The sequence below is a fragment of the Arthrobacter sp. R4 genome (assembly GCF_051365025.1).
Lineage (GTDB): Bacteria > Actinomycetota > Actinomycetes > Actinomycetales > Micrococcaceae > Arthrobacter.
Genome location: NZ_JBLWIJ010000008.1, coordinates 296,753 through 319,894, shown reverse-complemented (window position 1 = coordinate 319,894; position 23,142 = coordinate 296,753). Strand labels below are relative to the sequence as shown.

Annotated in this window: 21 protein-coding genes and 1 pseudogene; 16 read left to right on the top strand and 6 right to left on the bottom strand. The window is 64.8% G+C overall.

From position 1 onward, the window contains the following. Positions 1-4 precede the first annotated feature (4 nt). The 4 genes from ACLKOZ_RS05470 (at position 5) to ACLKOZ_RS05455 (ending at position 4,788) form a co-directional block, all read left to right on the top strand. A complete protein-coding gene (locus ACLKOZ_RS05470) occupies positions 5-901 on the top strand; it encodes a carbohydrate ABC transporter permease (protein WP_436473404.1) in 897 nt (298 codons plus the stop codon). Positions 902-996: 95 nt separating this feature from the next. Beyond that, a complete protein-coding gene (locus tag ACLKOZ_RS05465; protein ID WP_436473402.1) occupies positions 997-3,018 on the top strand; it encodes a pectinesterase family protein in 2,022 nt (673 codons plus the stop codon). Further along, positions 2,990-4,492 carry a pectinesterase family protein gene (locus ACLKOZ_RS05460; protein WP_436473524.1) on the top strand — a complete coding sequence of 501 codons (1,503 nt, stop codon included), beginning with the start codon at positions 2,990-2,992 and terminating at the stop codon, positions 4,490-4,492. The genes ACLKOZ_RS05465 and ACLKOZ_RS05460 overlap by 29 nt, the downstream gene beginning before the upstream one ends. Before the next feature lie 83 nt (positions 4,493-4,575). Beyond that, positions 4,576-4,788, top strand: a complete 213-nt coding sequence (locus ACLKOZ_RS05455; protein WP_066287620.1) for a dodecin — start codon at positions 4,576-4,578, stop codon at positions 4,786-4,788. Between the two features lie 85 nt (positions 4,789-4,873). Here ACLKOZ_RS05455 and ACLKOZ_RS05450 read toward each other — a convergent pair whose 3' ends face one another. Both ACLKOZ_RS05450 and ACLKOZ_RS05445 read right to left on the bottom strand, forming a co-directional pair. Then, positions 4,874-5,092 carry a hypothetical protein gene (locus tag ACLKOZ_RS05450; RefSeq protein ID WP_436473400.1) on the bottom strand — a complete coding sequence of 73 codons (219 nt, stop codon included), beginning with the start codon at positions 5,090-5,092 and terminating at the stop codon, positions 4,874-4,876. A gap of 139 nt (positions 5,093-5,231) precedes the next feature. Continuing rightward, entirely contained in the window at positions 5,232-6,161 is a 930-nt protein-coding gene (locus tag ACLKOZ_RS05445; RefSeq protein ID WP_436473398.1) for a helix-turn-helix domain-containing protein, read from the bottom strand. Between the two features lie 183 nt (positions 6,162-6,344). Between ACLKOZ_RS05445 and ACLKOZ_RS05440 the strand changes: the two genes are divergently transcribed. The 6 genes from ACLKOZ_RS05440 (at position 6,345) to ACLKOZ_RS05415 (ending at position 11,186) form a co-directional block, all read left to right on the top strand. Beyond that, entirely contained in the window at positions 6,345-7,166 is an 822-nt protein-coding gene (locus ACLKOZ_RS05440) for an aldo/keto reductase (protein WP_436473396.1), read from the top strand. 26 nt (positions 7,167-7,192) lie between these two features. Beyond that, positions 7,193-8,164, top strand: a complete 972-nt coding sequence (locus ACLKOZ_RS05435) for an aldo/keto reductase (RefSeq protein ID WP_436473394.1) — start codon at positions 7,193-7,195, stop codon at positions 8,162-8,164. After that, positions 8,158-9,189, top strand: coding sequence for an NAD-dependent epimerase/dehydratase family protein (locus tag ACLKOZ_RS05430; protein ID WP_337345540.1), 1,032 nt, complete (start codon positions 8,158-8,160; stop codon positions 9,187-9,189). Before ACLKOZ_RS05435 ends, ACLKOZ_RS05430 begins: the two co-directional genes overlap by 7 nt. Positions 9,190-9,362: 173 nt before the next feature. Further along, entirely contained in the window at positions 9,363-10,196 is an 834-nt protein-coding gene (locus ACLKOZ_RS05425) for an aldo/keto reductase (protein WP_436473391.1), read from the top strand. Positions 10,197-10,329: 133 nt separating this feature from the next. After that, positions 10,330-10,596: a GlsB/YeaQ/YmgE family stress response membrane protein gene (locus ACLKOZ_RS05420; protein ID WP_337345538.1), complete on the top strand. Its 267-nt coding sequence runs from the start codon at positions 10,330-10,332 to the stop codon at positions 10,594-10,596. A gap of 110 nt (positions 10,597-10,706) precedes the next feature. Next, on the top strand, positions 10,707-11,186 hold the full coding sequence (locus ACLKOZ_RS05415) for a hypothetical protein (RefSeq protein WP_436473389.1): 480 nt from the start codon (positions 10,707-10,709) through the stop codon (positions 11,184-11,186). A 152-nt stretch (positions 11,187-11,338) separates the two neighbouring features. Here ACLKOZ_RS05415 and ACLKOZ_RS05410 read toward each other — a convergent pair whose 3' ends face one another. After that, on the bottom strand, positions 11,339-11,986 hold the full coding sequence (locus tag ACLKOZ_RS05410; RefSeq protein WP_436473387.1) for a DM13 domain-containing protein: 648 nt from the start codon (positions 11,984-11,986) through the stop codon (positions 11,339-11,341). Here ACLKOZ_RS05410 and ACLKOZ_RS05405 point away from each other — a divergent pair. From ACLKOZ_RS05405 to ACLKOZ_RS05390, 4 genes and pseudogenes are all read left to right on the top strand, one after another. Then, a pseudogene (locus ACLKOZ_RS05405) lies at positions 11,920-12,198 on the top strand (hypothetical protein); the annotation flags it as partial. The gene ACLKOZ_RS05410 and the pseudogene ACLKOZ_RS05405 overlap by 67 nt on opposite strands. A gap of 85 nt (positions 12,199-12,283) precedes the next feature. Further along, positions 12,284-12,766, top strand: coding sequence for a DUF2510 domain-containing protein (locus ACLKOZ_RS05400; RefSeq protein WP_436473531.1), 483 nt, complete (start codon positions 12,284-12,286; stop codon positions 12,764-12,766). Between the two features lie 426 nt (positions 12,767-13,192). Continuing rightward, positions 13,193-13,861 (top strand): hypothetical protein, encoded by a 669-nt coding sequence (locus tag ACLKOZ_RS05395; RefSeq protein WP_436473385.1) that lies wholly within the window; start codon positions 13,193-13,195, stop codon positions 13,859-13,861. Between the two features lie 15 nt (positions 13,862-13,876). After that, positions 13,877-14,170, top strand: coding sequence for a hypothetical protein (locus ACLKOZ_RS05390; protein ID WP_436473383.1), 294 nt, complete (start codon positions 13,877-13,879; stop codon positions 14,168-14,170). Positions 14,171-14,511: 341 nt separating this feature from the next. On the opposite strand, the gene ACLKOZ_RS05385 is transcribed toward ACLKOZ_RS05390, so the two are convergent. Further along, positions 14,512-15,360 (bottom strand): putative protein N(5)-glutamine methyltransferase, encoded by an 849-nt coding sequence (locus ACLKOZ_RS05385; RefSeq protein ID WP_436473381.1) that lies wholly within the window; start codon positions 15,358-15,360, stop codon positions 14,512-14,514. A gap of 195 nt (positions 15,361-15,555) precedes the next feature. Here ACLKOZ_RS05385 and ACLKOZ_RS05380 point away from each other — a divergent pair, with 195 nt between their 5' ends. Beyond that, positions 15,556-16,602 (top strand): lactonase family protein, encoded by a 1,047-nt coding sequence (locus tag ACLKOZ_RS05380; RefSeq protein ID WP_436473379.1) that lies wholly within the window; start codon positions 15,556-15,558, stop codon positions 16,600-16,602. Between the two features lie 165 nt (positions 16,603-16,767). Continuing rightward, complete coding sequence (locus ACLKOZ_RS05375) at positions 16,768-19,878, top strand: alpha-amylase family glycosyl hydrolase (RefSeq protein WP_436473377.1); 3,111 nt, start codon at positions 16,768-16,770, stop codon at positions 19,876-19,878. A 30-nt stretch (positions 19,879-19,908) separates the two neighbouring features. Here ACLKOZ_RS05375 and ACLKOZ_RS05370 read toward each other — a convergent pair whose 3' ends face one another. Continuing rightward, on the bottom strand, positions 19,909-20,817 hold the full coding sequence (locus ACLKOZ_RS05370) for an SDR family oxidoreductase (protein WP_436473375.1): 909 nt from the start codon (positions 20,815-20,817) through the stop codon (positions 19,909-19,911). Beyond that, positions 20,814-23,072, bottom strand: coding sequence for a 4-alpha-glucanotransferase (gene malQ / locus ACLKOZ_RS05365; protein ID WP_436473373.1), 2,259 nt, complete (start codon positions 23,070-23,072; stop codon positions 20,814-20,816). The genes ACLKOZ_RS05370 and malQ overlap by 4 nt, the downstream gene beginning before the upstream one ends. Positions 23,073-23,142 lie beyond the last annotated feature (70 nt).

Genomic DNA, 23,142 nt, shown 5'->3' with positions numbered 1-23,142 from the left:
GCCAATGGCTCTCCTCGAATTACCCACCAAAAACAAGCAAAAGAAGGAAGCGGCCCCGGAAGACGCCCTGACCGGCACCCCCGGTACCCGCTTCTCCCGCCACCTGATCCTGTGCCTCGTAGGCCTGGTGATGCTGTACCCGCTGCTGTGGCTGATCTCCAGTTCGTTCAAGCCCAGCAACGACATCTTCCGCCAGCTCGGACTGTGGCCCGAAAACTGGGACTTCAGCAACTACGAACAGGGCTGGACGGCACTGAACCAGCCCTTCCACGTCTACCTGGTCAACTCCCTGATCGTGGTGGTGTTCTCCATCATTGGAAATATCTTCTCCTGCGCCCTGGCTGCCTACGCCTTCGCACGGATGGAGTTCACCGGACGCAAGCTCTTCTTTGCCCTGATGCTGGGAACCCTGATGCTGCCCGGCCACGTCCTCCTGGTGCCGCAGTACATCATCTTCTCCCAGCTCGGCTGGTTGGATACGTACTTGCCGCTGATCGTGCCGAACTTCATGGCCACCAACGCGTTCTTCATCTTCCTGATGGTCCAGTTCATGAAGGCACTGCCCAAAGAGCTCGACGACGCCGCCCAGATCGACGGCTGCGGCCCCTTCCGCACTTTCCTGCGGGTCATCATGCCTCTGTGCGTGCCGGCCATGGCCACCACCGCGATCTTCACCTTCATTTCCACCTGGAACGAGTTCTTCGGGCCGCTGCTCTACATCCAGAACCAGGACCTCTACACGGTGCCGCTGGCGCTGAGGGCCTTCATGGACTCGGAAGGCCAGAGCATGTGGGGCCCCATGTTCGCCATGTCCGTGGTGTCCATCGCCCCTATCATCGGCTTCTTCATCGCCGGCCAGAAGTACCTCATCAACGGCATCGCCACCACCGGGCTGAAGTAAGGCCCACAACGCTTCTCCGCGCGCATCACTGACTGAACAACCCTTACCGAAGTCCGGGCTGGAGGCTGCCCGGAAACAAAACAAAGGAGTTTTGCATGAGTTTGCGACGTCTCTTAGGCGCGGCCACCGCCGTCGTTATGCTGGGGAGCCTCACGGCACTTCCGGCCGCCCACGCCGGACCGGCCGAGGCACGGCCGGGACCCCCGGCCGGAACCACGGCCAGCCCGATTTCTCCGGCCGAAGGGACCCCGGAAGCGATGTGGAAGCAGACCCCTGACGGCTTTGCTTCGCTCCCGGGCTATGGGCTGGCCGGAACCACCGGTGGCCAGTCCGGCCGTATCGTCACCGCCTCCACCGTCCAGGAACTCAAGGACTACGCGGCCGCCAGCGAACCGCTGGTGATCTTTATCCGCGGCACCCTCACGGCCACGGACTACTTCAAGATTCCCGTCGCCGCCAACAAAAGCTTCATCGGGGTGGGCGCCGGCGCCGAAGTGGTGAACGCCGGCTTCAAGCTCATCAACGTCTCCAACGTGATCTTCCGGAACTTCACGGTCCGGGACGCCTACCTTCCGGGCGACTGGGACGGCAAGAGCCCGGAGAACGACCGCGACGGAATCCAATTGGACACCACGCACCACGTCTGGGTTGACCACATGAAGTTCGAGCGCATGGGCGACGGCCTGATCGACACGCGCAAGGACTCCGACCTCATCACATACTCCTGGAATGTCTTCGCGGACAACAACAAGGCCCTGGGCGTGGGCTGGACCGCCAACGCCGTGACCCGGATGACCATCCACCACAACTGGATCCGCAACACCACCCAACGCAACTTCAGCCTGGACAACACCGCGGCAGCCCACGTCTACAACAACTTCCTCCAGGACATCGGCCAGTACGGCATGATGGGCCGCAACGCAGCCAAAGTGGTCCTCGAAGGCAACAGCTTCACGGCCGTGCAGGATCCGGTAGTCGCCAAGGATCCCGCCACCGAAGTGGTTAACCGGGACAACGTCTTCAACGGCACGCGCGGCCGCAAGGACAACGTGGGTGCAGCCTTTGATCCCACCCAGTTCTACGCCTATCAGAAGGACGACGCCGCCCGCGTCCCGGAGATTGTTGAAGCCGGGGCAGGGCCGCTGGAGGAAAGCGCCCCGAACAGCACTACGGAGATCACGGTTGCGCTGGACGGAACCGGTGACTTCGGCAGCCTGCAGGCGGCGATCGGGTCCGTCCCCAGCGGCAGCACCCTGCCCCGCACCATCACAGTGAAACCCGGCACTTACCGGGAATCGGTGAACGTCTGGGCAGACCGTCCGAACCTCACTATCCAGGGCGCCACCGCCAACCCGGCCGACGTCGTCGTCACCTACGATCTCCCGGCCAACGGTGTGAAGTTCTTCGGTGGCACGTGGGGCGCCGGCGGCAGCGCCACGCTCAACGTCCTCGCTGAGGGCACAACGGTCCGGAACCTCACCGTTGAGAACGCCTACGACGAGGCCACCAACGGAGGAAGCCAGGCGCTTGCCGTCCGCAGTGTGGCGGACCGCGTCACCTTTGACGGCACCCGCTTCCTGGGTAATCAGGACACCTACCTCGCGGACACCACCGGCCGCGACGCCACCGCCCGTACGTACCTGAAGAACTGCTACATCGAAGGCGACGTCGACTTTATCTATGGGCGGGGCACTGCCGTCCTGGACGGCTGCACCATCCACTCCCTTGACCGCGGCAGCGCCACCAATAACGGCTACATCGTTGCCCCCAGCACCAAGGATTCCAACCCCTACGGCATCCTGATCGTGGACAGCACCCTCACCTCCGACGCTGCTCCCGGAACCGTCAGCCTGGGCCGTCCCTGGTTTGCCAGCAGCGATCCGAACGCCCATCCGATGGCCGTGATCCGCGATTCGGTCCTCGGCAGCCACATCGCCGTCCAGGGCTGGTCCGACATGAGCGGCCATTCCTGGACAGAGGGACGGTTCGCCGAATTCAACAACAGCGGACCGGGCGCCTACGTCAACGAGTTCCATCCCCAGCTCACGCCAAAGGATGCCCTCAAGTTCACCAAGGAAGCCTTCCTTGGTGACTGGACCCCGGCTGGACGTGGCTGAGATGGCTGAAGCACAAGAGCTGAATATCCGACGGCGTACCCTCCTCGCGGCGGGACTGACGGCAGGCACCCTGATGGCGTCCGGACTGCTCAGCCCGGCAGCGACGGCGGCGGACACCGGCGGGGTGGGTCCCGACGGCGGCCCTGATGGTTTCGCCGAAGCCGGCCTGCCGGTCAACCACGCGCTCGGCGGCGGGGCCTGGTCTGAGGCACCGCGGGGCTTCGCCGGAATCCCAGCGCACGGCCGCGCCGCCACCACCGGCGGGGCGGGTGGCAGGCTGGTCCACGCCAACACCCCGGACCAGCTCCGGGCCTTCGCCAAGAGCACTGAGCCGCTGGTGGTGATCCTGCACGGCGAGCTGGTGTTCCCGCAATACGAGAAGCTGACGGTCACGGCCAACAAGTCTTTCCTTGGAGCCGGTGAAGGAGCCGCGGTGGTGAACGCCGGCTTCAAGCTCATCAGCGTCTCCAATGTGGTGTTCCGGAACTTCACTGTCCGGGACTCCTATATTCCGGGCGATTTTGCAGGGAAACGCCCGGACAACGACAGGGACGGGATCCAAATGGACACCTGTACCCACGTCTGGGTTGACCACATGTATTTCGCCCGCCTGGGCGACGGCCTGGTGGACATCCGTAAGGACTGCGACAACATCACGCTGTCCTGGAACGTCTTCGCGGACCACAACAAGGCCTTGGGGGAAGGCTGGACGCAGAACGTGGTCACCCGGCTGACGCTGCACCACAACTGGATCCGCAACACCCACCAACGCAACGCCAGCCTGGACAACACCGCGGCGTCCCACGTGTACAACAACTACCTGGAAGACATCTCCAGCTACGGAATGCTGGGACGGAACGCGGCCCTGCTGGTGGTGGAGGGCAATTACTTCCGGGATGTCCGGAATCCGCTTCACCACCAGGGCCCGGGCGGTGAGCTGGTGGCCCGGGACAATATCTTTGATGGGTGCACCGGTAACACTGGCAGCCAGCGCGGCGTTGCGTTCGATCCGGCTGCAGCATACGCCTACGAGCTCACGCCCACGACGGCGGTTCCCGCGTTGGTGCGCGCCTTTGGCGGACCCTTGGGCGGGACGGAACCCGCAGCCACGAAGGTCATCACGGTGGCCCTCGACGGCACTGGAGACTTTGCCAGCATCCGGGCTGCCGTGGGGGCGATCCCACCCAACAACCCGGGCCCCGTCACGGTGCTGCTCCAGCCCGGCACGTACCATGAGCCCTCGGTGATCTGGGGCGACCGGCGCAACGTCACGCTGGCCGGGGCCACGGGAAATGCCGCGGATGTGGTCCTGACCCACAGCGAAGGTGTCACCCTGGTGGTGGCAGCGGATGGTTCGACAGTACGGGACCTGACCGTCACCTCCGACACCCCGCAGGACGGCAACGTCCTCCACGCGACCGGAAGGAATGTCACCTTCGCCAACGTGACTGTTCTCAACGGAACATCCGGCTAGGGTCTGGTCAACGTTCTTGAAGTCCTACTAGGCTTCGAGAACGGCCCGCAACCGGGAGTCGAAGGCGATCACGAGGAGCGAAGTTGTCCAACCACACGTACAGCATTTCTGAAATTGTCGGCACGTCAACCCAAGGCGTGGACGACGCCGTCCGGAACGGTATCGCCAAGGCGTCCCAGACCCTCCGCAACCTCGACTGGTTCGAGGTGAAGGAAATCCGCGGTCACCTCGAAGAGGGCAAGATCGCTGACTGGCAGGTCACCATCAAGCTCGGTTTCCGGCTGGAAGAACACTAGGTTCGGTCCACACTGGCTCCCAGTTAACGTCGCTGGAATTCACTTTGAAGACGTTAACTGGGAGTCAGTTGGGCTTTAACGGGAGCTAATTCGACGAGACCACGCCCATGGTGCGCCGCCGCCATACGGTGGGCACGCCGTCGAACGCCGGGAATACATGGCCTTCAAAGAAGGAGAGGACCGTGTGCGGGTCAGCTTCGGGGCTCCAGAGTCCGGAAGCCGGGCAGTGTGAGCCTGTGCTGGCTGTCCGGCCGTTGCTGGCGGCAGTGGCCTGGCGTTCCTTGAGCAGTGCGATGCGTTTCATCGTTGAGACCATCCTTGGTGGAGAAAAAGCTTGCTACTCCAGCCTAGGAACGCGGCAATCTGTTCCCAATGGGCTCCTGGCCAGAATCCAGTGCCGGGGCTGGCCAAAAGTACAGCCGCCAGCGGCACCGCACTGCCTGTTACTCCCGGTTGTCGTGGACCGCGGGCGGCTCTTCGGCAGCAACCGTCCGCTGAGGCGCTGGCGCTGCGGCGGCGCCCGCGGGTGAATCCGCACCGGCATCCGCGCTCAGGCTCAGCAGCGCCAGGGCGTCCGACGACGGCGTCCCGGGCTTGGCGGAATAGACCCGCAGCATCTGGTCGGGATCGTCCGGGAGGGTCAGGTTTTCAAAGTTCAGTTCCAGGTCTCCGACGCCGGGATGATGGAGCCGGACGATGCCCGCAGACCGTGTGGCGACACGGTGCCCTGCCCACCATTGGCGGAAATGCTCGCTGTGGACGGCAAGCTCGCCCACCAGCTGGTTGGCCTGGGCATCGTTGGGGTGCCGCCCCACGTCCACGCGGAGCGCACCGGCTGCTTCAGCCGCCACCGATTTCCAGTCACGAAAGAGCTCCCGGGCACCCGGATCGAGGATCAGCCAGCGCGTGAGGTTTCGCTCGTGCGCCGGAAGGGCCGGGAAATCCGTGAAGAGGAGGAAGGCCATCCGGTTACCGGCAAGGACGTCGGTCCGGCGGCCCAGCACCATCGCCGGGACATCGCCCACCGCCTCGAGGAGCTGGCGGAGTGCCGGACGTACTGCCTGTGCCGGTCCTGGGGAACGCGTGCTGGCGGCGCAGTTTTCCAGGAGGTCCATCATGTGCGCGTGTTCGCCAGCGTCCAGCCGGAGGGCGCGGGCCACGGAATCAAGCACGGTCCGTGACGGGTGGATGTTCCTCCCCTGTTCCAGGCGGATGTAGTAGTCCGTACTGACGCCGGCAAGCCTCGCCACCTCCTCGCGGCGGAGGCCGGGAACGCGGCGCGCGCCGGTGGAACCTTCTGCCCCTGCCTCTTCCGGGCTCAGCCGGGACCGCATGGCTTTCAGGAATTTTCCGAACTCGGCGCTCTGACCCATGCACCCTATTCTGCACGGCCCCGGCAGGCACTTTCTACAACGAAGGTAGGACTGCCAGTCCTAGGAAAAACAGGGACAGGGTCAAGGGCTGACTATCAGGGGAAAAGTGCATAGGCTCAGGGGAGAGCCTTTCCGAAAGCGTTTTCTCATTTCCAGTTCGTGTTCATCAGCAAAGGAACCACCATGTCAGAGCTGACACTTAACAACGGCGTCACCATCCCCCAGCTGGGCTTCGGGGTCTTCCAGGTTCCCCCGGAAGACACCCAGGGGATCGTCGAGGACGCGCTGGCGGCAGGCTACCGGCACATCGACACAGCAGCGGCCTACCGGAACGAGGCTGGAGTCGGTGCGGCCATCGCGGCCTCCGGCCTCCCCCGCGAGGAACTGTTCATCACCACCAAGCTCCGCAACGGAGACCAGGGCCGCGCGCAGGAAGCCTTCCAGCTCAGCCGCAAGGAACTGGGGCTGGACTATGTTGACCTGTACCTCATCCACTGGCCGGTCCCGTCGCAGGGGCTTTACGTCCAGGCGTGGAAGGAGATGGAGCGGCTGTACGAGAACAAGCAGATCCGCGCCATCGGGGTTTCCAACTTCCTCTCCGAGCATCTGGACACCCTGCTGGAAGCGGCGGAAACCGTTCCTGCCGTCAACCAGATCGAGGTGCACCCCAGCTACCAGCAGGCCGAACTGGCCGCCAAGTGCCGCTCGCTGGGAATCGCGGTGGAGGCCTACAGCCCGCTGGGGCAAGGCGGTGACCTGAACGGGAACGCCGTCACCGCCGTCGCGCAGGCCCACAACGCCAGTCCCGCACAAGTGATCCTGGCCTGGCACCTCGCCGCCGGCACCATCGTCATCCCCAAGTCCGCTGATCCGACGCGGCTCCGCGAAAACTTCGCGGCCACGTCCCTCAAACTCAGCGACGACGAACTCGCCTCCATCACGGCGCTGGAGTCCGGTGCGCGCATCGGTTCCGATCCCGCCGTCGCCGCCTTCACCCAGCTCTAACCCACCACACCCCAAAGGACCCCACAATGCAGTACACCCACCTTGGCCGCTCCGGCCTGAAGGTTTCCCGCCTCTGCCTGGGCACCATGAACTTCGGACCCCAGACCGAGGAAGCCGACGCTCACTCCATCATGGACTCGGCGCTGGACTCCGGCATCAACTTCTTCGACACCGCCAATGTCTACGGCGGCACAGGGCACCGCGGCTGGACCGAAGAGATCATCGGCCGCTGGTTCGCGCAGGGCGGCGAGCGCCGCGAACGGACCGTCCTGGCCACCAAGCTCTACGGCACCATGACGGACCGCCCCAACGAGTCAAAGCTCTCGGCGCTGAACATCCGGCGGGCGCTGGATGCGAGCCTGAAGCGCCTGCAGACGGACTACATCGACGTTTACCAGTTCCACCACATCGACCGGGACACGCCGTGGGACGAGATCTGGCAGGCCATCGAGGTTGCCGTCCAGCAGGGCAAGATCCTCTACTCCGGCAGCAGCAACTTCGCCGGCTGGCACATCGCCCAGGCACAGGAAGCTGCCCGCCGCCGAAACTACACAGGCCTGGTGAGCGAGCAGTCCATCTACAACCTCTTCCGCCGCGAGGTGGAGCTCGAGGTCATTCCGGCCGCGCAGCAGTACGGCCTGGGCCTTATCCCATGGTCACCGTTGCAGGGTGGCCTCCTGGGCGGTGTCCTGAAGAAGCAGGAACAGGGGGTCCGCCGCGCCGAGGGCCGGGCACTGGAAACCCTGAAGAAGCACCAGGACCAGATCCAGCAGTACGAGGACTTTGCCGATGACCTGGGCCACGCCCCCGGCGACATTGCCCTTGCCTGGCTGCTGCACCAGCCTGCCGTCACCGCCCCGATCGTTGGGCCGCGCACGCAGGAACAGCTCGACGCCGCCATCCGGGCTTTGGAGGTCACGCTCGACTCCGACGCCCTCAAACGGCTCGATGACATCTTCCCGGGGCACCGCACCGCTCCGGAAGACTACGCGTGGTGACCCCACTCGTACGGGAAGCCGACACTGTGGCGCCGAGGAGCATCCTCTTCATTGGCGGTACAGGAGTCATCAGCGCGGCGGCGGCAGAACGCGCCGTCGCGCTGGGGCACCGGCTGACCATCCTCAACCGCGGCCGCCAGACGGGCCGGCCGGTGCCGGACGGCGCCGAGGTCCTGCACGCGGACGTGCGTGACGCGTCAGCCGTTCGGGACGTGCTGGGCGGACGGGAGTTCGACGCCGTCGCGGACTTTATTGCCTTCACCCCGGACCAGGCGCGGGCCAGCATGGAACTGTTCCGCGGCCGGACCGGACAGTACGTGTTCATCAGCTCCGCGTCGGCTTACCAGAAGCCGCCCACCCGGCTGCCCATCCTGGAGTCCACTCCCCTGAAAAACCCGTTCTGGCAGTATTCGCGCGACAAGATAGCGTGCGAGGACCTCTTGTACGAGGCATACCGCTCAGAGGACTTCCCGCTGACGGTGGTGCGGCCATCCCACACGTACGACCGCACCAAGATCGCCATGGTAGGCGGCTGGACGGACGTGCACCGGATGCGCGCCGGGCTGCCGGTGATGGTGCACGGTGACGGTACGTCGCTGTGGACCCTCACCCACAGCCGCGACTTCGCCAAGGCCTTCGTGGGGCTGCTGGGCCGGCCCCAGGCTGTGGGCGAGAGCTACACCATCACTTCTGACGAATACCTGCCGTGGAACCAGATCTATGGGTTGTTCGCCCGGGCGGCCGGTGTGGCCGAGCCTGAGCTGGTCCACGTGGCCTCGGAAACCATCGCCGCCCACAGCGCCGAGCTGGGGGCGAACCTGCTGGGCGACCGGTCCCATTCCGTGGTCTTCGACAACACGAAGATCAAGTCCTTGGTCCCGGACTACGCCGCCACGATTCCGTTCGCGGATGGAGCCCGGGAGATTGTGGCCTGGTATGACGCGCACCCTGAGCTGCAGGCAGTGGACCAGCAGTTCATGGACCTGAGTGACCGGCTAACCGGCTGGGCCCGCGCCTCGGGGTGAGCGTGAGTCGGTACGTCGCGCGCAACTTCTCCCCGCCGCGCGGTCATTTCCCCTCGAATCGCGTGGGGGATTAGACCGCGGGGCGGGGAGAAGTCACTGGGCACGTTATGGCGCCGGAAATATTCTCCTGGCATTCAAGGGCTAGGAAGGCCAAAGCACGAGAGACTGTTGAAATGACACTTTCACCGCTCATCAAGCTCAATGACGGTTACAGCATCCCGCAGCTGGGGCTCGGCACCTGGCCGCTGGACGACGACCAGGTGGCTGCCGCCGTCGTCAGCGCCGTGGAAGCCGGGTACCGGCACATCGACACCGCCGTGAAATACGGCAACGAGGAAGGCGTGGGCAACGGTATCCGGGCCAGCGGGGTGGATCGAAGCGAAATCTTCGTCACCACCAAGCTGGACGGCCAGTTCCAAGGGCAGGACAGGGCCGTTGAAGGGCTGGAGGGCTCCCTGCGGCGGATGAAGCTGGACTTCGTGGATCTGCTGCTGATCCACTGGCCACTTCCAGCACGTGATGAGTACATTTCCACCTGGAAGACCTTCGAACGGCTGCAGGCTGAGGGAAAAGCCCGGTCCATCGGGGTCTCGAACTTCAAGCCCGCCCACTTGGAACGGCTGTTCGCCGAGACGGACGTTGTGCCGGCGGTGAACCAGATCCAACTCAGCCCGGCAATCACCCGCGTGGCCGAGCGGGAATTCCACGCCAGGCACGGCATTGTCACGGAATCCTACAGCCCGCTGGGCGGTTCCGGGGCTAGCCTCCTGGACGCCCCGTTACTCTCCCAACTGGGCGAAAAGTACGACAAAACACCCGGGCAGCTGGTGTTGCGATGGCATATTCAGAACGGACTTGTGGTCATTCCAAAATCGGGCGATCCGGGGCGGATGAGGGAGAACCTGGACGTGTTCGATTTCGCCTTGGATCCGCAGGATCTAGCGGAAATGAGCATTTTGGACGAGGGTCCTGGCGCGGGAAATGATTCGGACGTATCGGGGCACTAAAGGCCACCTGAGCAGCCCTTTCCCAAGCAGCGGGGTTGGCAAATCGATAGTAAGCATGATTACTATTGGGGCAGAAGGGTTAAGCGTCCCCGGGATCCGGGAACCTCCTTTATGAAGGAAGAGGAACGACAAAATGGGTTTTTTGGCATTTCTGATTCTCGGCCTTATTGCTGGTGCGATCGCTAAGGCGATCCTCCCGGGCAAGCAGGGTGGCGGCATTTTCATCACCTTGCTCCTGGGCGTCGTAGGAGCATTCCTCGGCGGCTGGCTGGGCGGCATGATTTTCGGCACCGGCCTGCAGGAGTTCTTCTCGCTGCAGACCTGGCTGCTGGCCATCGGCGGAGCGGTCATCGTGCTGCTCGTCTACGGCATGATCACCAAGCGCAGCGTCCGTAGCTAACTGCGGGCACCAGCCAGGAAACCGGCCTGGGGAGAACCTCCCCGGGCCGGTTTTCTTTCCCCCGGCCACTGGACCGGATTGAAAACCTTCTCACGGAGCAGGAGTTCATCATGAAAAACAAACTTCTTTTGGGTGTTGGAATCGCGGCAGGCTACGTCCTGGGATCGCGGTCCGGCCGGGCGGCCTATGACAAGCTGAAGGCCCGCGCTGCGGCACTTTGGGACAGCAAGCCCGTCCAGGACAAGGTCGCGGCCGCCACGGAAGCCATCAAGGAAAAGGCTCCGGAAGTGGCAGACCAGCTGGGTGAAGCCGCCCGCCGCGCGGGCACGGTCATCGGGTCAGCCATGCATCACGACACAGCGTCCGGCAACGGCAAGGAAAAGGCGTCCGACGCCGGCACCTCCGCAGCTGCCTCAGGCGCCGCCGACCACGTCCCGGCTCACAGCACGCACCCGGAAACCGTGAACCTGGGCACGTCCGATGTTGATTCGGACCCTGCCCTGAACGACTCCACGGGCCAGGACTGGTCTGACGAAGGCGGCGCAACCCCCGCGGGTGCGGCCACCAACGTGGATCCCAAGCGGGACTGATCCCGGGCTTCCGAACGAAAGGTTACGCCCGCGCCTGCTCCTGGCAGCATGCGCAGGCAGGACCTGTGCTAAAACTGATTGACCTTGCTGGCCGTCGCGATCCTTGGGGGACGCGGCGGCCGGCGGCGTTTAGCGGACTGGCGCCATCGGGTTCAGGTGACCAGCTCCGCAGCCCCGAATGAGACGCTGAACTGGACACACCACAGGTCAACTGCCGGGTACTTCGACAGGTCCACTTCAGCGGGAATCTGGTACACCTGATTGCCTTGGTTTCCTTTAATAAGGCCGAGGTCGTAATAGTCGGCCGAGCCGGCAGTAAACCACCCTGCGGTCCCCTCCACCACGTGCGCTGCGCTAAGCCAGACGTGCACATCCGGACCGTTGGACGTATCCAGGTTTTCCAGCGTCAGCACCCGTGCACCATCCGCCTGCTGGATGATCCGGACAGTTCCCGTGGTCGTGTGCTCATGGCTGATCAGAGTACCCATGGCAAGCTGCACGGGGCCTGCCGGAGTGGGTGTCGGCGTCGGGGTGGCTGTTGAAGCGGTGCCTGGCGCGGACGTTAGCGGCGTAGGCGGGGTTGGTTCAGCTTGGGCTGGAGCGCTGGCCACGATCGGGAGCTGTTCGTCCACCCTCACATCCACAAAGAGCAGCCACGGCTTGAACACCACAAGCCCAATCACCAGTCCTACTGCGGCAACGACCGCTGCGATGGTCCACGTGCGGCGTCGGGATGGGCTCCGGGTACCGCTCATTGGCTCCCGGGTCCCGGGCCTACCAGGCTCAATTTTTCCGCTCATGCATTCATCGTCCGCGCATCCGCAGCCCCGTGCAACGGAGCGGCCGCGCGGCCGCCGGCCACGCCCCCCGGGTGACACATCTTCACGTCTCGCCAAAGGCCAGAATGAGTGCTGTGATGGGTGTCATGAGCACTTCCGGCGCCAACCCTGTTGTACCGCCAGGCTGGTATGCGGATCCGGCCGGGACGGGACGGTTCCGGTGGTGGGACGGTACGGCGTGGACTGATCAATTCAGCACCCCGCAGGTGCCACCCCCATATCGAGGGCCTTACGCCGGTCCCTCCGGGAATGCCCCATATGCGCCCCAGCGCCCGCTCATCGGCAGCGGGGAAGTCGGTCTACAACCCGCTGATCTGGATCATTACCCTGCTCCCGTTGCTGACAATGGCCACCCTGCTGTTCTGGAATCCGAGTTTCCGCGTGATTTACATCGGAAGCCAGCAGACCCCCACTGTGGACCCGTCGTCGATCTTCACCCCCGTCTATTTCCTCCTTGTCTTCTCCGGCTTCCTGACCTACGCGGCTACCGTGCTGCTTGCCTATTTCGACAGCGAACGGCTCAAGCGTGACGGCGTGGTCAGGCCCTTCCATTGGGCCTGGAGCTTCCTCAGCGGCGCGGTGTACGTCATCGGCCGCTCGGTGATCGTGGCAAAGGTCGCCCCGGGCCGTGGCCTCGCGCCGATCTGGGTGCTGATCGGCGTCGTCTGCCTCAGCTTTGTGGTGACAACCGTCAAGATGTCGGCCCTCATGTCAGCGGTGGTTGAGTCCATTCCGAGTTGAGCGGCCCCTAGCGGCCAACTGATTTTGGGCCCGGAGCACGGGGGGATTCGCCTGCTAGTGTCGACGCCGGCCCCCGGCGGAACCGGTAGCCTCTCTCACCACCACCGACCAATACTTGGTACGCCGGCCTGGAAATACCCAGAACCGGTCTATCGGACAGGGCCTGGCAGGGACGAAAAGCCGTCGCCGCCGCCGTCGAGCGAGCGCTTAGACCCAAAACCGGAACAGCGATCTCCGGAACTTTCCTCCATCCGCTGGACTTTCTCCCTGAATCCCTTCCGACGGGAGTGAAAAAGTCGTAGGGTCTGAGGCACGGCGAGAGTCGTGGCTCGGGGGGGGCATCAATATGAATAGGAGCTTCAATTGCGAAGATCACATATTTTTGCCCCAGCCTTGGCATCGCTCTGTGTTGTGGCGGGCCTCCTTGTGGCTGCTCCGGCACATGCCGGTGCGGTTCAAAGGGACTCGACAGTTCAGGAACTGGAAGATCAACTCGTCAGCATCCACACCGGCCGGGTCGCCCAGTCAACCACTAACGAGCACAGAGCGCTGGGAATTTCTCAGGCCCTGCTTGCATCGGCTGATCCGGCGCGATATTTCGCCTCGCTGTCGGATGATGAGCGCGCGATTTTCAAGGCCTATGCGATAGTCGCCAGCACGGTGACGAAGACAGGGTTTGTTCCTCTTGACGACATAGCGAAGCAGTCCGCCGCAAAGGGTTTGACGCCTACCGGCACGTACCAGGTTTCAGCCATTGGTTGCTGGGTGAAGACGGGCTACCGCTATGGAACCAATGCGTGGGGCGCGAATCTCTGGAGCCTGCAGCTCAACGGCGGATATTGCTCATCGGGAAGCTACATCTCTCGTGCCTGGGAAGACAGTTCCTTTGCGCAGACGTACTGGATTGGATGGAGTCATCATGGGCGCATTGGCGGTGGGGCGGGGACCGTCTCGAACCAGGGACGGTCTTGGACGCAGCACAAGTTTGTCTATGGGGCCGGGGGCTGGAACGTCCAGGAGCAACTTCCCTGCCTTCGGGTTCTTGGGTACCCCAGCGGCTCCTCTGCTGTTGACACTGGATGTGGAATCTACTAGGGCAGGAGTTCGAAAATGACGATGAATGCGAGCAGCACCGACAGCGGGGTCCTTTTGTCCCGGCTGTGCGTGATTGCCGGGACAGTTGGCGGGGTTTTGGCGGTGGTGCACCCGCTTCTGGGCTCGGCGATCTCCGCCATTGTGCTGGTGTGGGCCTTGGCTGGTCTGCGCGGCACCGGTCAGCGTGGCTACCAAATAGCCCTCCTTGTCAGCCTGGCTGCACTGGTGATGAACGTCGGGGTTCTCCTGGCATCCTTGTCCGTCGGGACGGTTGTACACGAGCCAGGACCAGCAGTGAAAATTAGTTAGCGGCAAACAGGCTGGTTATTCAAAAGGGGTGGGTGGCTCTGACGGGGCTGCCCACCCTTTCGCCGGGTAGCCTTGGGCCCCTGCTGACGGATACGGCGGCCGGCCAAGGGGCCTGGCCGGCCACCGACTTTGCCGGGCCGGTCCCGACGCAGTCACACACCCGGCATCTCAGGGGGGCTGATATTGCGGGCGTGCCATCCGGGGCTGCACTCCCCACAACGACGCTAAGAGCGAATAGGACCATTAGGTGGCCCGTTTGCCAAAGATGAGTGGGGCCGCCACAAAATTGTGAGCCATCCCGCCTTATCCGTGAGGAGGGAACGGCTCAGCACCCCCAATACCTAGAGCGGCTGCCTGGCACAAGCGGCGAGGGCGGTGCCGATGACTATCGTGCCGTCGAGTTCCTCCGCATGGACAGTCCGCGCTGCAAACCCCGCAGCAGCCATGATCCCGGCAGTCCCCGCTGCCTGGGGCTCGCTCGTTTCAATCAGGAGGCGGCCCTCCGGCGCCAGCCACTGCGCAGCCTCCAATATCACCCGTCGGTGGAGGTCCAATCCGTCGGCGCCGCCGTTGAGTGAGACGCGCGGCTCGTACTCCCGGGCTTCGGGTGGCATAGTCCGGAGCGCGCCCGTGGGAACATACGGAGCGTTTACGGCCAGGAGCTGCACGCGTCCGTGGAGCGTGGAAGGGAGCGCTGCGTACAGGTCGCCCTGGTGGATCAGCCCGCCTACCCTCGCGACGTTCCCGCGGCCGCACCGCACGGCGACCGGATCAATGTCCGCAGCGTGCAGTTCCACGCCGGGGACCTGGGAGGCAATCGCGACGCCGACAGCCCCGGACCCGCAGCACAGATCCACCACAACTCCGGGCCAAGAGGCTGCCGGTGGCGTGGGGCTTTCCCGCAGGATGGCCACCGCCTCCGAAACAAGCAGCTCAGTGCGCCGGCGTGGCACAAAAACGCCCGGCTCAACGGCTATCCGAAGTCCGCAAAACTCGGCCCAGCCCAGGATGTATTCCAACGGCGATCCGGTAACGCGCCGATCCACCCACTCGGATAGTTCAGCGGGCCCGGACGCTTCGGACAGGAGCAGAAGCGCCTCATCTTCAGCGAAAACGCAGCCGGCGGCGCGCAGCCGGGGCACAATATTGGCGAAGGTCAGAAGGTCAGAATGTAGTTCAGGAGCTGGCATGGGAACGCCTTTCGGTGAGCCGATGGGCACTCCGCGCGTCATCTAAACCTGGCGGTCCGGACGGCAGGGTGAGGGAGTACCCGAAACTGATGAAGCGGGAATCGGACTCACCTCCTTCTGTCTGGACTGGAAATTCCATGCTAACCGACGTCCCAATCCCGCTGCACGAGCCAAAATCTTGGCAGGATGGAACCCATGACTTCCTCGAAGCAGCAGACCCTGATCTGGACCGGCACCTACACCGCCGACGGTGGCGGCCGGGCAGAGGGCGTCGGCGCCCTCGCTGCCCACCAGGACGGGACGCTCGAATGGAAGGGGACGGCGGTCAAGACCGATTCGCCGTCGTTCATTGCCGTGCACCCCACGTTGCCGGTGGTCTACGCCGTTGCCGAGCAGCGCCAGATGGTGCAGGCCTTCCGCCGTAGCGGAGAGTTCGGCCTGGAACCCGCCGGTGATCCGCAGCCTGCCGGGGAGTCCACGTGCCACGTAGCAGTGGATCCGCTGGGCCGCTTCCTCATCGCAGCATGCTGGGGCGACGGCCAAGTGCTGCTCTACGAGCTGGATCACGACGGCGGGATGACCGGGCGGTTTCCGGCTGCACCTTCGCTCGATCCCCATGGCAGCCTCACGCCGGGGCAACCCCGTCAGAGCCGCGCCCATGCCAGCCTGATCTTGGCCGACGGACGCGTCATGACCACGGACCTGGGACATGACAGCCTGCGCATCTGGCGGTACGAGCCCGGCGCCGGGCTGATCGCGGACCACGAGGTGGCCCTCCCCTTCGGCAGCGGCCCCCGCCACTTGGTGCAGCACCGCAGCGGAAGCGTCTTTGTGGTGTCTGAGTACTCCATCGAAGTTTTTGTGGTCAAGGCAGACGCCGGGACGTTTGAGCTGATCAACCGCGGTCCGGCAACCGCCGGCGGGAGCCGCGCCGAGGACTCGGCAGCAGAAATCTGCCTCGACCAGGACGGAAATCACGCTTATGTGGGCGTGCGCGGCTCCAACGTGATCGGCGTCCTGCGGGTCGGTGCGGACGGCACCGATCTGTCGCCGGTCAAGGACGTGGCCAGCGGCGGAAACTGGCCTCGGCACCACCTGGTCCGGGGACGCTGGCTGCATGTGGCCCACGAGCGGTCAGACAACATCGCCACGTTCGCCCTGGACCCTGCCACAGGGCTTCCCGGCCCCCTGATCCACAACCTGCAGACCCCGTCGCCCACCGCGTTGGTGCCTTCAAACTAGACCAAAAAGGGCATTCGCTAAACACTGGATTTATTCAGTGCAAGCGCTTACAGTTGTGACTTGGTTCACAGCCCGACTCCTGGTTGTCGGACCACCACCCTGTTATTGCGCCCCGCGCGAGCAGGGCCCTGCACAGCAACGCCGCTACCAGGAAGGTCTCCTGACGTGAATTCCCGCACCCCCAGAGGCTCCACCCCGCGCCTCAAACCAGCCAGCCGAAACCGCAATACTCCCCACGGCAAAACGCTCCCGCGCGCCACACCTTTCCGTGCTGCAGCCGGCCTTCTGGCCGCGGCCGTCGCCGTCGCAAGTGCGGTGCTCCCTGCCAACGCCGCGCCCGGTCCCAAAAATCCGGAGTCGTCGTCGGCCCGTCACTCACTCCGCGCACCGGTGACGGACGAAAACTTCTACTTCGTGATGGCCGACCGTTTCAGTAACGGGGATACGGCCAATGACGACGGCGGCCTGGGCACCGACCCAATGGTTTCCGGTTTCGACCCCACCAAGAAGGGCTTCTACAACGGCGGGGACCTGGCCGGCCTGCTGGACAAGATCGACTACATCCAGGGCCTGGGCACCACTTCCATCTGGCTGACCCCCAGCTTCAAGAACAAAGCAGTCCAGCCCGAGGACAAATCGGCCGGCTATCACGGCTACTGGGTCACCGACTTCACCCAGATCGATCCCCACCTGGGCACCAATGAAGAACTGCAGGCGCTGATCGACGAGGCGCACTCCCGAGGCATGAAAGTGTACTTCGACATCATCACCAACCACACGGCGGATGTCATCGGCTACGAGGAAGGCGCCCGGCGCCCCTACGTCTCCAAAGACACTGAACCGTACAAGACGGCGGCGGGCACAGAATTCGACGACCGCGACTTCGCGGGCTCGGACGACTTCCCGGAACTCAGTGCAGGCTCGTCCTTTCCCTATGTTCCCGTGCTGGACCCCGCGGAAGAAAACCTGAAAGTTCCCAACTGGCTGAACGATCCCACGCTGTACCACAACCGCGGGGACACCACCTTCGTGGGCGAAGACTCCTACTACGGCGACTTCTTCGGCCTGGACGACCTCTTCACCGAGCACCCGGCTGTGGTGGACGGCATGGAAGAGATCTACAAGACCTGGATCGGCGACTTCGGGGTGGACGGCTTCCGGATCGACACCATGAAGCACGTCAACAACGAATTCTGGCAGGAATTCGGCCCGGAAGTCCTCAACTACGCCAAGGCACAAGGCAAGGATGAGTTCTTTATGTTCGGCGAAGTCTTTGACACCACCAAGAGCTTCACCTCCCAGTTCACCACCCGCAACGAGATGCAGGCCGTGCTGGACTTCCCCTTCCAGGACGCCGCCAGGAACTTCGCGTCCAAGAGCCAGGACACGCGCGCCCTCGAGACCTTCTTCGCAGGCGATGACTGGTACACGGACGCCGATTCCAACGTCTACCAACTGCCCACCTTCCTGGGCAACCACGACATGGGCCGCATTGGCAGCTTCATCGCCGCGGACAACCCCGGGGCAACCGACACGGAGCAGGTAGCACGCGACCAACTGGCCCACGAGCTGATGTACTTCTCCCGCGGCAACCCGGTCATCTACTACGGCGACGAGCAGGGCTTCACCGGCCCGGGCGGGGACCAGGACGCCCGGCAGACGCTCTTTGCCAGCCAGGTTCCGGAGTACCTCGACGATGACCTGTTGGGGACCAACGCCACCCATGCGACCGACAACTTCAACACCGGCCACCCGCTCTATTCCAAGATCGGCCAGCTCGCGGCCCTGACCAAGGAACACCCTGCCCTGCGCGACGGCGCCCACCAGCACCGGTTGGCCTCGGACGGGCCCGGAATCTACGCCTTCTCCCGGACGGATGCGGAAGACCAGCGCGAATACGTGGTGGCCCTGAACAACAGCGAGCAGCCGCAGACGGCGGACGTCCCCACCTACATCGGCAAGCGCAACTACACGAAGGTCTACGGTGACGGCACCGCCGAGGTGAAAACCTCCGCGGACGGGAAGCTGACGGTCACTGTCCCGCCACTCTCCGCCGTGGTCTACCAGTCCTCGGGTCGCATTCCGCACTCCAAGGCAGCCCCCGCCGTCGAACTTCAGGAACCTGCCGCAGCACCCGCTGACAACGGCCGGATCAAGGTAACGGCCGACGTCGGCGGTACTTCGTTCTACGAGGTCACCTTCGAAGTGAAAACGGCGGGCGGCGACTGGGCCCCGATCGGCACGGATGACACGGCTCCCTACCAGGTGTTCCATGACGTAGCTGCCCTGGATGCCGGGACCCCGCTTGAGTACCGTGCCACCGTGCTGGACAACGGCGGCCACACGGCCACCAGCCAGTCCCGCACGGCCGCGGTTCCTGCTCCGATCCTGGCTATGCAGAAGCCCGTTGAAGGCAGCAGCGTGGAGGGTTCCGTGGAACTCAGCGCCACAGCCGATCCGGAAAAGGCCAGCCACGTGGTGTCCTTCGAGCGCAGCGTGTCCGGCGGCGACTGGACAGCTGTGGGCTCAGACGACTCATCACCTGTCTATTCAGTGACGGACGATGTTTCGAAGCTGGAAGACGGCACCCAGGTGCAGTACCGCGCCAGCATGACCGGGCCTGGTTTCAGTGTGGTCAGCGAACCGCGTTCCGTGGTGGTCGGCGACGCCCCGCAGCCTGACTCGGTGACTGTTGCCGGGAACCTGAACCTGCAGATGGGCTGCGGCGAGTGGGATCCTGCCTGCCCGCAGGCCATGATGACCTTGGACCCGGCGGACAAAATCTGGCGGCTGACGGTTGACCTGCCAGCTGGCCAGTACGAGTACAAGGCCGCGCTCAATGGTAACTGGGACGTGAACTACGGAGCTGGCGGCGTCCTCAACGGGGCCAACATTGTGCTGGACCACCCCGGTGGGCCGGTAACGTTCCGCTACGACAACAGCACCCACATCCTCACCGCCGTCTACGCCGCACAACAGCCGGGCGCGGTGGCCATCGCGGGCAGCCTGGACACCGAACTCGGGTGCGCCGCCGACTGGGATCCTGCCTGCGACCAGGCCCAGTTGACGCTGGACCCGGCAACGCTGGTGTGGAAGCTGTCCGTGCCGGCCCTGCCGGCCGGTACATATGAGTTCAAGGCGGCGCTGGACCGTGATTGGGGCGTGAATTACGGGGCCGGCGGGGTGCCCAACGGCGGCAATATCTCCTACACGCACGACGGCGGCCCGGTCACCTTCCGGTACGACCACTTCACCCACCTGCTCACGGCGAGCTAGGCGGGTCACGGGCCTGGCTTTGTCACGGGCCTAGGGGCGTACTTTTTGCCCCAGGCCCGTGACAAACCGCCGGATGGCGAGTTCGGCAGTGGGCGGCTCGCCGAAGAACTGCCGCTGAAGGGTGGTGTCCGCGACGTAGCGGCCGGTCTGGAACCACGAGATCATGGCCGACAGGTCCTTGACCATGGGGCTGACCGGCCCCAGCAGGGTCCCCGCAGCCCGGACTACCCCCGCGGGGACGGAGCGGACTGTGAGGGCTTTACCGGTGAGCCGCCCGGCGATGTCGGCAACGTCCTGCATCCCCACTGGCCTGTCCCAGCCGATGTCGATACGTCGGCCATCAAGGCCCGGAAGGTCAACCGCCTCCGCAAGATAGCCGGCGAGGTCGGACGTGAGCACAAAGGTTACCGGAACCTGGGGAGACCCCATCCACCTCAGCCGGCCCTTGCTGAAAGGGTCGCCGCCGAATCGCGTGACCTGGTCCAGGAACGCGCCGGGCCGGAGCGCCACAAACGGCACACCCAGTGCCTCCAGCCGGTCTTCCGTCAGCTTCTTGTGCCAGAAGTGCGGAACCTGCGGGGTCTGGTCGCAAGTGAGGATGCTGGTGAGCACGAAGCGCCGGACGCCCGTGCGACTGGCGGCCTCCACCAGGTTGGTGTTGCCCACGGTGTCGGTTTTGGGCGTGTCTCCCTTGCGGTGCCGGGTGTAGCCCGCGGCCGAGGTGATCACAGCGTGGGCGCCCTCCATCGCCCGCAGCAGCGACCACGCGTCCAGCATGTCGCCCCGGGCGATCTCCACTCCGGCGGCTTCGAGCCGGGAGGCGTCCGATCCGGGACGCACCAGCGCCCGCACCGGCTTGCCTCGTTTGAGCAGCTCCGAGACAACCTGGCTCCCCAGCATGCCGGTACCACCCACTACAAGGACTGGTCCATCAGTCATGAGAGGGCCTCCGAGACAGCAGCCAGCAAGGCGTTGAACCGCGGGTTGGCGGGAAGGTCGTCGATGAACACCGGTTTTCCGTCCGGACCGCCCAGCGGGACCTGCCAGTTCGGGTACAGGGCTTCGGTGGTACCGGGCTGGTTCTGCACCCGCCGCTCCCCTACTGCGTCCACGAGGGCAACGCCGAGCAGGACCGACGGCGACTGGGCCAGCAGGCGGTGCAGCGCCTCGATGGTGCGCTCCTCGGAGCCGTGGCCGCCCACTCCGCTGCCCGTTTCGCCGGCGCCGCCCCCTGCGCTTTCAGTACCTTCCGGCAGCAGTCCGCGTTCACGCAGCAGGCCCATCATCTTTTCCAGCGTGGCCGTGTGGTCGGCCAGTTCCTCAGCCTCGGAGCGTTCGAGCAGGCCCAGCCTGCTCCGCAGCGCCACATGGTGGCCGGCCAGGTAGCCGGCAGTGGGCGGCAGGTCGTGGGTGTTGACGCTGGCGAGGGCCTGCGTGCGGTACCTTTCGGGCGGCAGGGGGGAGTCGCCGTCGTTCTCAAACCACAGGATGGACGTGCCAAGGATGCCGCGGGCGGCAAGGTAGTCACGCACCCACGGCTCAAACGTCCCGAGGTCCTCGCCGATCACCACGGCCCCGGCGCGCTGGGCTTCCAGGGCGAGGATGCCGATCAGTGCGTTGTGGTCGTACGTGACGTAGGCGCCGTCACGCGGCGAGTTGCCGGCCGGGACCCACCACAGCCGGAAAAGGCCCAGCACGTGGTCCACACGGATGCCGCCCGCGTGCCGAAGCACCGTAGTAAGCATGTCCCGGAAGGGTGCGTAGCCGGCCTCCGCCAGCCGTCCGGGATGCCACGGCGGCTGGTTCCAGTCCTGCCCCAGCTGGTTGTACATGTCCGGCGGCGCACCCACGCTGATACCGGGCGCCAGGACACCGCGCAGCGTCCAGGCGTCTGCGCTGCTCAGGTCGACGCCGACGGCGAGGTCGTGGACCACGCCCAGCCGCATCCCGGCCCGGCGAGCCGCCCGTTGCGCGTTCTCCAGCTGTTCATCGCAGATCCATTGCAGCCAGCGATGGAAGCCGATTCGGTCGGCCAGCTTTTCCCTCAGCGCCTCGGCTTCCGGGGATCCCAGCGCGCAGTCCGGGTCGGTCCAGAGGGGGTCGTCCGGTGCCAGGTCCTCCCGGATGGCGGACCAGAGCGCGAAGTCGTCCAGGCCCTGGCCGGAGATCCGGCAGAATTCCTCGAACGCCGCCTGCCGCGCTGGTGAGCGCCGGGCATGGTAGAGCAGCTCCAGCGCTTGGAGCTTGGCAGCGTACACGGCGTTTCGATCAAGCCGCTCAGCGTCCCTGTTCAGGCCGTGGACCTGCTCCTGAAGCCGGTCCACCGTGGCGCGCTTTCGCGGTTTCAGGTAGGCAAGCTCGGGGATATCCTCCACCCGGATGTAGAGCGGATTGAAGAACCGGCGCGAGGACGGAGAGTACGGCGAAGGCTGGACCGGCGGGACCGGCTCTGCGGCATGCAACGGATTGACCAGCACATAGTCCGCTCCGCGAGCACCGCTGAGCGTGGCCAGATCGGCCAAATCCGCGAAGTCGCCGATCCCCCAAGATCGTTTGGAGCGCACTGAATACAGCTGAGTCGCCAGGCCCCAGCCACGGCGCTCAAGCAAGGGCTCGGCTGTGGTGAGCCGCGCCGGAACCACCACCAGCGCACCCTGGGCCGTAACGCCGTCGGACTCTGCATGCAGCGTGTGCCAGCCCAGCGGCAGCCCTTCCGGGACTGCGAACGTTGCGCGCCCCGTAGGCACACCGTCCACCTCCCGCGGAGGCACCCAGATGTCCTGTTGGACGGCGTCCACTGGCTCGCCCGTTCCAGTCTCCAACTCCACGTGCAGGCGGGCAGTGGCTCCGTCCCGGACGTGGACGGCAACCTGCGCGGCTTCACCCTGCTGAACCACGACGGCGGGCGGCAGCATCCGGCGCCATGGCGCCAGCTCCGCCTCGGCCAGGGCTGCCTCAATCAGTTCGTCTGAATGCGCCGGCACCCCCAGCGCCGCCAGGACCTTGATCAGGGTCTCGGGCGCGACGCTGTGCGGCAGTCCGTCCCAGCCGTGGAACGACGTCCCTACGCCGTGTGCGTCCGCGAGCCGCTGCAGGAGGTGCTGATCCACCGGCCCGGGACCAGCCGCCTCACCGCCGCCGGGGGGACCCGGCGTTCCGGAGAATTGCGCGTACTGCTGGTCTGGAGCCTTCATGGATGTCCGCCTCGCCTGGTGTGATGGGCCCGAACTTACATTGATTCCTGCCACACGGGAGCCGAACAGC